9 protein-coding genes and 1 pseudogene are annotated in these 8,518 nt (G+C 56.3%); 4 read left to right on the forward strand and 6 right to left on the reverse strand.

All coding sequences use genetic code 11. From position 1 onward, the window contains the following. A partial coding sequence (locus ASE89_RS07485; RefSeq protein WP_236701662.1) for a hypothetical protein occupies window positions 1-194 on the forward strand: 194 nt, incomplete at its 5' end. 97 nt (window positions 195-291) lie between these two features. On the opposite strand, the gene ASE89_RS19685 is transcribed toward ASE89_RS07485, so the two are convergent. Beyond that, on the reverse strand, window positions 292-1,044 hold the full coding sequence (locus ASE89_RS19685) for a glycosyltransferase family 25 protein (protein WP_082451323.1): 753 nt from the start codon (window positions 1,042-1,044) through the stop codon (window positions 292-294). 511 nt (window positions 1,045-1,555) lie between these two features. On the opposite strand from ASE89_RS19685, the gene ASE89_RS21450 reads away from it, so the two are divergent. Further along, window positions 1,556-1,687, forward strand: a complete 132-nt coding sequence (locus ASE89_RS21450) for a hypothetical protein (protein ID WP_269082956.1) — start codon at window positions 1,556-1,558, stop codon at window positions 1,685-1,687. A 189-nt stretch (window positions 1,688-1,876) separates the two neighbouring features. After that, on the forward strand, window positions 1,877-2,029 hold the full coding sequence (locus tag ASE89_RS20270) for a hypothetical protein (protein ID WP_156363353.1): 153 nt from the start codon (window positions 1,877-1,879) through the stop codon (window positions 2,027-2,029). A 1,438-nt stretch (window positions 2,030-3,467) separates the two neighbouring features. Here ASE89_RS20270 and ASE89_RS07490 read toward each other — a convergent pair. The 5 genes and pseudogenes from ASE89_RS07490 to ASE89_RS07510 form a co-directional block, all read right to left on the reverse strand. Further along, window positions 3,468-4,667 carry a cellulase family glycosylhydrolase gene (locus tag ASE89_RS07490; protein WP_168427593.1) on the reverse strand — a complete coding sequence of 400 codons (1,200 nt, stop codon included), beginning with the start codon at window positions 4,665-4,667 and terminating at the stop codon, window positions 3,468-3,470. Between the two features lie 373 nt (window positions 4,668-5,040). Further along, window positions 5,041-5,637: pseudogene (locus ASE89_RS07495) on the reverse strand (IS66 family transposase); the annotation flags it as partial. Between the two features lie 733 nt (window positions 5,638-6,370). After that, window positions 6,371-6,547 carry a hypothetical protein gene (locus ASE89_RS07500; protein WP_156363354.1) on the reverse strand — a complete coding sequence of 59 codons (177 nt, stop codon included), beginning with the start codon at window positions 6,545-6,547 and terminating at the stop codon, window positions 6,371-6,373. Continuing rightward, window positions 6,547-6,843: a hypothetical protein gene (locus ASE89_RS07505; RefSeq protein ID WP_056675666.1), complete on the reverse strand. Its 297-nt coding sequence runs from the start codon at window positions 6,841-6,843 to the stop codon at window positions 6,547-6,549. Before ASE89_RS07505 ends, ASE89_RS07500 begins: the two co-directional genes overlap by 1 nt. A gap of 429 nt (window positions 6,844-7,272) precedes the next feature. Continuing rightward, on the reverse strand, window positions 7,273-7,509 hold the full coding sequence (locus tag ASE89_RS07510) for a hypothetical protein (RefSeq protein ID WP_056675668.1): 237 nt from the start codon (window positions 7,507-7,509) through the stop codon (window positions 7,273-7,275). Window positions 7,510-7,945: 436 nt separating this feature from the next. Here ASE89_RS07510 and ASE89_RS07515 point away from each other — a divergent pair, with 436 nt between their 5' ends. Continuing rightward, entirely contained in the window at window positions 7,946-8,497 is a 552-nt protein-coding gene (locus ASE89_RS07515) for an FxDxF family PEP-CTERM protein (RefSeq protein WP_168427595.1), read from the forward strand. Window positions 8,498-8,518 lie beyond the last annotated feature (21 nt).

Genomic DNA, 8,518 nt, shown 5'->3' on the forward strand with positions numbered 1-8,518 from the left:
GGGCTTACAATGGAGTAGGCAAGGATGGTGCCGCGCTGATGGCTGACTACTTTGCTTTCGCCAAGGCCAACGAGGATGTGTTGCTCGGAAGCTGGTTCTGGATGGCAGGCAAGGTGAAGGCAGAATATCGCCACAAGGTCGAGGCGGGCAATCCAAATACGAAGGCGCTCCACAGTTTTTGGGCTGAGCGGTAAGCGCCTAGTACGTCCTGATAAGTCGTGGACCCGCCTGCCATATCGTAAATGAGACGGCAGGCATTCCATCGCTAACGTCGAAATATCAAATACGCATTTAGCGAAAATTGACCGGGCTTTTGCCTTTCGCTACCGAGACGACTGATCGAAGCATCGCACTTATGCCACGAACTCGTTGAAATATCTTTCCCGTCTCAATATCGCTTCCAAAGCCCTTCGATGCCGATTGGTTTGCTATAAATTTGTCTTGTTCGACAAGAGCGGGCGCAACCTGATAGACCGTCAACCCTTTCGCGACTGCCGAACTTTTAAAATTAAACAGAAAGTCATCTACCGGAGAATGTAGCTTCGGCTCCACAGCCAAAAGCTTTAGTGCGGCCGATTTGCTCAACACATAAGCGCCAGCGCCCCAGGCGGTGGACCTTACACGACGTACCGCGCGACCATCAATTCGGGACGAGGTCTTCCCGAGTTTGAGCCACTGCCCAGTGCTTTCAAGCCGTACGATGTCTGCGTCGGCTGGGATCCAGTTCGGGCTCTTCAGGAACGCCGGAGCTTCATCGGACACATGAACATCGTCCTCAATTATTACGCCGTAAGGCTCTAAGCCTTCTGCAATTTTCTCCCACGCCTTCACATGACTCATGAAGCACCCGATCTGCCCAGCGCTCCAGGTGCGCCCGTCGCGAGGACGGGAAGCAATAAATGCTGTGCGGTCCTTCTCTGGCATGGCGCTCCCATCGACAGCCGAAAGCCTAGAGTACGGAATGCCCAAGGCTTGGAGCCTTCGAGAAATGAACGCGAGCCGGGCCGGGGCGCGGTCTAGATTTATCAGGTAACATTGAATCATAATAACTCTTTCTTGATAAAATACGGCAAACCGTAATCATCGACGGGCTATACTGCCGGGGGCAGATCGCTGTATTTTGCAAACGCTTCGTTCATCAATGGCGGCGTGGTCATCCACTGCTCATCGGTCAGGATGACGGCTAATTTTTAAAAGTAGACCCATAGGATCACCAGTCTCGGCGACCACGTCCGTTATAGAACGGCGGTCCAGCATCGCTTCGTTGAAAGTCTCATCGGGATCGCTAGTAGCCAAAGTGACCTCCTCTTAACATGTTAGTTTTAGCTGTCGTGTAGGCAGCTAACAGTCGAGTTTTCCGCTTCATGTCGGACGTCGACATGCAATAAGCATCTCGCCACGCGCCCTGCAACACATAGCTTCGCGACGGCCTCTCGCGCTCGCATTCCAAGATCCGCATGGCTTCTGAGGCATAACCTCCCACTCCGCGCGCTCGCTGGCCGCTACCCGCATCTCGCACGGATCTAATAATTCAACATTGAAGGAGGTGATGCCCATGACCGGGTACACCGAGTTTCGTCAGTCCGGCCCCTGCCTGATAGCATGGCAGGGGCCGACGCCCGTCGCGCAGATCGCGTGGGATGCCGCTGAGAGCGGCTGGTACATCAATTTCTTATTTGTCGAGTAACCCCAGCTGCTTGCGCCGCTTCTGTCGAAATCCCGGAAGCTATGGCGCTGCAGCGGTCGCCCGATCCTTTCGTTTCACGCATCCCCCGATAATCAAGTCATCGGGAGGCTTATAGAGATCCTCGGAGCCGAGTGCTTTGCGGGCTCTTTACCATTGTCGACTTGGACCATCAAAATCAGAAGAAGAACCATGAGCAATACCGAGAACGCACGGTATAAAAAGCTCTCCGCCAAGGGTAAGACCGAGTACGGCCGCGACCGTGCGAAGGATGCTGACGCCAATGGCGGCACGTTCAACGCTGCTTTGACGAAGTTGCAGGCAGGCTATTACGACGCGATGTGACTAAGGCGCCCGGTTAGATAAAGCCGGGCGTTTCATCAAATTTGCAAGAAATCGATAAGGACCAGCATGCCTATTCATACGTATTATAGTCTAGTCACAGGCGAAGCGATCTTATTCCCTTGCAGGACGACATGACTGCGACTAGAAAACCTGGCTAACATATTTGAGCAAGATCTGGCAATCGGGTGGCTCTGCAAAAACAGACGCTAATCTGCTTCCAGGTGGTGCGTCCGACGCCATTCGCCGAGCATCAGGTTCCTGCGCTCCTCTCGGGCATCAGGCTTACGAGCTGCATCAGGCTTACGAGCGGCACCTGCCTTAGCGTTCGGCCGGGCGTAAAGTGTGGAAATGATGCGGGTAAAGCCGAAAGGTTTTGACGCATTTGGAAGCGGGAACCGGTAGCCAGCATCCCGCAGTTTGAGTAATTTGCACTCGCTGGACAATCTGCCTTAAAAAGAGGTCGCATCGTCATCCTGACGTCACAGTGTGGCCCGTCGTTCACGTTAATGAAATATTAATCATGAAACATAGTTAAGGCCGAAGGGCGGCATTTAAACTAGTATAGAAGGGAACCGAAAATGCGTTATTGGATCCTCGACAAGCAAAACAAGTGATTAAGGCGCCCGGTTCGAAAGAGCCGGGCGTTTTTCCCGAGCTCGGCGCCTCGTCGCTGGGAAGATAACTCTCTTCGGTTAGGTTCAGCGACCGATTGCCGTCGAGCGGGCCGAGCCCGCTGTCACGACAGATGCGACCATAGTCACACGCTAGACTTATGCATTGCTGCCTCCGATGCGCACCCCGGACTCATCCAAGCGGACAATACCTGCCTGACGCAGCTTCGATACAGCTTCATCGCGGCGACCTGCAAATTACGCCTGCGCACGGCGGAGCATATTGATCATACCGCCCTGACTGAACGTCAGACCGAACAGATCGGCAAACGCCCCCTGAAGCTGCGCATTTCGCGTGATCGGCAGCGAGCCGCCAGCCGCTTGTGGCGCTCCACGACCGGCGTGATCGGCGGCAGTTCGACCGCATAGTGCTCGCTTACCGTCTCGGCGACCAGATCGGTTGGTAGTGCCGCGCAACAGCCGGTGCAGGTACCCGCACGATGATCGATCGCGCGATCGAATGCCTCGCTCAGTATCCGGCTATGTCTCTCATGCCCTGGCGTTCCATCGCTGGCCGCGATGCCTCTCGGCGCTCCTTGCGGTCAGTCAATGGCGGCCTCGACGATGTCCGCGACGTCTTCGCAGGGCGCTACAGGCGCAGCACCAGTTCGATCAACTCGTCGCGGCCCAGGCGCTCGAGATCGGGACGATCCTTAGCCCCTTCAAATCAACGATCTTGCTCAACCGCAAGGGGGTGGGTGATTACTCCCTGAGGGCCGACCCAAGGCCGTGGTGGGCATGCATGAGTCAAGCCCGATCACTTTCACTTAGCTCGATTTCCAAAACGTCTGAAGCGACCTCGTATGAGGATTGCCGGCCTCTATCTTGTGGCGGTACCCAACCGACGTTTTACCCGCCATCCAGAACCATGTGCCGATAAGAACGTCTTGATTAGCCTTGGCGTAGGTGAAGTATTCCTCTTGAAGCTGCTTTCCATTCTTTCCGATGCCATTGAATGCAGGCAGCGGACCATCTGGAGAGATTCCTCCACCGATCTCGCTCATCACGACCTTCGCGCCGATCCTGCGCGCTACTCTCAATGCTGGATCATACCGCTTAGCAATGTTGATATTTCCATCAACAGCTTCACCTTGATCGTTTCGCGTCTTGCCGAGATTACTGTCTTTATTCCAGTAGTCGTGACCGGTATATATCGTAAGGTTGAGGGGATCCATTGCTGTGATCCCGCCGGTGCGCTCGACCTCTACCAATGCACTCGGCAGGAATGTCATGTTGTTCCAGTCGCCGGCACCCGCGAAAATATAACCCTTATATCCAGCAATGCGGATGGCTTTGATCGTTTTGCGCAGGGGCTCTGTCCAAAGGTTTAGATCCTTGCTGCTCTTGCCCGGCTCGTTTGTCAGTTCAATTCCGAACAACGGCGTTGCCCCACCTATTGCTTTTTCTATGGCTGGCGCAAACAGGGACCAGAAGCTCGCGACAGCAGGGTCGGTAAATGGCAGGTAGGTATGCGCGTCCAGGACAGTGGAGACGTTGCGGCTCATGTTGAACTTGATATCCGCCGCGAGTGTGTTGACGACCCATGTGTTGAGGGTGCCGTCGGCGTTCAGGCAGTACTGTGGAGCGATAGGGAGCCGTATAGCCTTCACCCCGAGGTCGACCATATATTGCATGTCGGAGGTCTTCGGCCAGCCGCTCCCGGTATTTTTGCCATCCCCCAGCGTGGCTCCAAACCACGTTGCGCCGTTGGCTGGTTTCCCGTTGTTGAATAAGATAGGGTCGCGACGCGGCGCTGCGATCGCAGCCGAGAACGTTGCAGCTACTGGTGTCACGGCCGGCGCCGTCTGAGACAGTGGGGTTGAAGGCCCTGCTATCACGACGATCGGTTGAGCAAACGTCGCCTGAGGCTGCGGATTTACTGTAGTAGCTGCTGCTGCAGCCAACGCTGCCATAGCTATTCCCGCTGCAATAGCGCTAGTAGTTGTAAGATACTGCAGTATTTTCATGTTCGCCGCCATTATCTGAAAAATCTGGTAATCAGTCTCGATTAGAACGTAGGCTTATAGCTATATTTTTGAAGCTACGGGTAACAAGCAAGATGAATAAGATCGTAACCATATTGAGTTGCCCGCTTGAGCTAGGTGCCGGTTGGTCATGACTGCGCCGGCAGATAGGAAGGTCGTTATGAACGGATATTTACCAGAAGTATTTGGTAGTGCAGCGGTTAGCGAGATTGTATAGTAAGCGTGACTGGCAGGCCGCGGATTATGCGGCTCGCGCCACTGGCTTTACGGTTTGTGCATCCCAGTTCCAGGGCATGAGTTCGTGCGATAGCGCGGCTGGCCAATCAGCTGCGATCTTTCCAATGGCATCGGTGATTTAGGCCTGCGGGTCGACGCCGATGGCCTTACCGGTCTGGATGACGGTGTAGATCGCTCGGCGCGCTCGCCGCCCGTCTTCGACGAACAGCCAGTTCCGCCGTCCGACGGCGACGCCGCGCAACGCTCGTCCGGCGATGTTGTTATCGATCTCCAGGCGTCCGTCATCGAGGAAGCGGCACAGCGCGCCATCGCTTCGTGCCATAGGCGATAGCCTTGGCCATGTCGGACTTTGGCGCCGGCGGAGTGCCGCGTCGAGTGTGTCGCGTAGCGCATCGACCAGCGGCTTCGTCCGGTAATGCCGCGCCGCTAGCCGCACGTCAGGCGGCCTGCCACGAACCTCGGCTTCTATGCCGTACAAAGCACCGATGCGTTCGAGAATGTCGGTGGTCAGCGGCGTGGCAACCCGCTCGTGCATGTCGAACACCTTGCGCCTCAGATGGGCCCAACACGCGACTTCGGTGACGCCGCCTCGATAGAACGCGTCGTAACCGGCATGGGCGTCGGCCTGGAGAAAACTTCGAAATCCGGCGAGATAGGCTTGCGGATATGCACCGGTACGGGCGGTCGTAAAGCGATACCATGTCGCTGGCGGAGCCGTGTTACCGGAGGTGCGGTCATCGACTGCACAGCCTCCAACCCCGAGAACTGGTCGACGTCTACCTCCTTATGCCGTCCACAGCCACAGATCAGCCTGCCCTGTCTCTAGCATCACTGTCCCGAGCGCTGGCCGCTCGTCATATTGTCTGAAGGTGCTCAGCAGGATAACGAGATCGGCCGAAGCCAGAGCGTGACAGCCTCGTTCACCGGGATCGTCCGGCAGCTGCGGCGTTCCGGCGCATACTCGGAAGCGAATGATCAGGCTAGGTGAGCGCGATCGTTCAAGGCAGCTTTCCGGCAGATACTGCAACGCTGTCACGGCAACGCCGCCAAGAAGAACACAAGGATAATGAACGCTATGCGATCTGCGTTTTTCAACGCGGTGGTCCTCTAATGGCTAGATCTTTTGAGGCTGGTTCAGATCCCGAAGGAATGCAGTACTCCTGCCGTAGGACTGGGGCATTGCGGCCATGTATGAGGGCACAGGCCTTTAATATGCCAGCGAACCAAGATGATCGCACTGGTTGTGCAGGCGCAAGTGGAAAGCGCTAGAAACCATTGAGGCTTTATCCCCACACGTGGCTTCACGTACCATTCTACGCAAACGACGACCAACCAGAACGCGGCAATCTGCCAACGAGATTCCGTGGAGGTGAGCGTGTAGCGGCTCAACGCGGCTAGACTCACCAACCCTATCAAGAAAGCGACGTGTGCGCCTAATTCACGAACCGTCATTGAAGATTGGTGTCGGTTATCGCATCGACAGCGGCAGCGACCCGGCGCCAGCCCTCGACCGCCACGCGATTGCCGAGGACGTCACCAAGCTGCTCGTTGATATAGTCTGCGGTTAGGGTGCCGTGCTCAGCGACGATTGCCCCGGCCGTCACCCACACGTCGCGGTCGCTCATCATATGTCGATGTTACGCCGCGCGATCTCGGCAAGCAGTACTTCAGCATCCAAGCCGCCTCGTTCGCCATCGATTTCTCTATAGGCCTTGATCAGGTCCTCGTCCGTTGCCTCGACAGCCAGCTCACCAATCTGCTGCTGGAAGTCGACAATTGCGATTGCCGACATTGGGTCTGCATCCATTGGTTCGATCGACATGTCCAGCGGCGGGGTCGGCATGAACGCGATCGCATGCTGCGCAGCCAGAAGCCGCTGCAATTCGGACAAGAGGGGTGAAGCGTGAAGGGGCTCGGACATATCTCAAGCCTAGGCGCGCCCAAGCGATTCGGGCAAACTATCTTCATGGACGAACTGACAACCTCCATTGTCGGCATCAGGATCGAGCTGGCGAACAACCGTCAGCCTCCCCCAGATGCAAGGCGCTAACCTCTCGCGATCCGTATCATTCGCTTCCGTTCACGGTCATCGGCGCGGAGAAAGTCGAGCGCGGGAACCTCTGGTGGCACGGGCGGATCAATCACGACGGCGATGGCCGCGCCTTTCCGACCGGATCGACAGATCAGGCGTTCAGCTAAAACGGTAATTGCGACGTGCCCTCTAACCTTGAAGCGCGCGGGTCCTGGCATTGTGAACTCAGCGGGTGCTTTCCAGACCTCCCGGCCGCAGCCGCATCTGATACGCAACAAAGCACCTTGTCTCGCGCAGTCCGACAGCGTCCGGAGGCTCTTATACACCACAGACCGGTGACCAGGGATCGCGCGCGCCCAGTTCCCGCTCGTCGACGTTGAGCACGATCGAGAGGTGGCGGCGCTCCTCCTCCGGCAGGCGTCGCGGCGAACCGCGGGTGACGAATTGGTTCAAATAGGCGGCGCTTCGCCCTCTCATCGTCGAAAGGCTGGCGAGGCTCCTGCCCTGCTCTTTGGCAAGCTCGGGCAATCGAACTCGTGGGGTCTGCATTCTCATTGGGCGCATCCGTGCAGCAAATTAGGATCGCATCTGAGCTACATTGTTCCGTATTTGTTCTCAACCTGTTTGCCATCGCGGGGCGGAATGACGCGCGGAATAATTTGGAAAACTACGTGAATCGGGGGGGCTTGGATGTCTCAGGATGAACAGCATGCCCGTCATCAAATATTGGATAGTTGGGTCAAACTGCTTGTCCTGTTAACCATGAGAGAACAAGATCTATTGCACACTTCGACGGCGCAATATTCACCCCGATACAGACGATCCGGCCGCGCGGTTTATTAACGCTTATCGAACTCCGCGCACGGTGGCACGACTGTCCCGAAACCGCACAGTGTTTAGGTGGTGGCCGTTTTCCGGTCAATATATCAGTTTTCTTATCTCTATGGCCCCCGTTACTTTTATTGTTAGACATCAAGTAGAAGAGACCATCATGAAGCGTTTACTTTTCTCGACAATGGCATTCGTATCCGCATTCGCGATGGCCCCAGCGGCTCACGCAATTAACTTCACTCCGAACGACCCGGAGTTCACAGTCAGCGGCGATATAAAGAATGGTACCGTTTCGGCAGATTTCGGCCGGGCGGGCATCAAGCGTGGTACATTCACGGATACCTTCAATTTCATCATCGACCAGGCCGGCCTGGCTAGCGGTACGCTGAGCACGAGCACCACGCGGTTCTTCAGCCCGACCGATCTTGATATCCTGTCGGTGTTCATCAATGGCTTTGCAGCGTCAAAGACTGTTGTCGGCAAGGCCGAGTTTTTCGAGATCAACACCGTGGCGATCGCAAAAGGTGCGACGAACCAGATCGTCGTGAACGGCCTCTCGCGTGGTAACGGCTCCTATGCCGGCACCGCGACCTTTGAGCCGACGGCAGCAGTTCCCGAGGCCGGTACTTGGGCAATCATGCTGTTCGGTATCGGCGGTATCGGCTCATCGATGCGCGTTCGTCGTCGCCAGGCGAAGATCGCATTCGCCTAAGCGCATTTCACAGCCGGTCCC

Origin of the sequence: Sphingomonas sp. Leaf30 (assembly GCF_001422525.1) — a bacterium.
In the GTDB taxonomy this organism is placed as follows: Bacteria; Pseudomonadota; Alphaproteobacteria; order Sphingomonadales; family Sphingomonadaceae; genus Sphingomonas; species Sphingomonas aerolata.

Excerpts from the sequence above, each read along its gene's own strand:
- ASE89_RS19685 (WP_082451323.1), bottom strand. The coding sequence starts at position 1,044 with ATGATTCAATGTTACCTGATAAATCTAGACCGCGCCCCGGCCCGGCTC.
- ASE89_RS21450 (WP_269082956.1), top strand. The coding sequence starts at position 1,556 with ATGACCGGGTACACCGAGTTTCGTCAGTCCGGCCCCTGCCTGATAGCA.
- ASE89_RS20270 (WP_156363353.1), top strand. The coding sequence starts at position 1,877 with ATGAGCAATACCGAGAACGCACGGTATAAAAAGCTCTCCGCCAAGGGT.
- ASE89_RS07490 (WP_168427593.1), bottom strand. The coding sequence starts at position 4,667 with ATGAAAATACTGCAGTATCTTACAACTACTAGCGCTATTGCAGCGGGA.
- ASE89_RS07500 (WP_156363354.1), bottom strand. The coding sequence starts at position 6,547 with ATGAGCGACCGCGACGTGTGGGTGACGGCCGGGGCAATCGTCGCTGAG.
- ASE89_RS07505 (WP_056675666.1), bottom strand. The coding sequence starts at position 6,843 with ATGTCCGAGCCCCTTCACGCTTCACCCCTCTTGTCCGAATTGCAGCGG.
- ASE89_RS07510 (WP_056675668.1), bottom strand. The coding sequence starts at position 7,509 with ATGAGAATGCAGACCCCACGAGTTCGATTGCCCGAGCTTGCCAAAGAG.
- ASE89_RS07515 (WP_168427595.1), top strand. The coding sequence starts at position 7,946 with ATGAAGCGTTTACTTTTCTCGACAATGGCATTCGTATCCGCATTCGCG.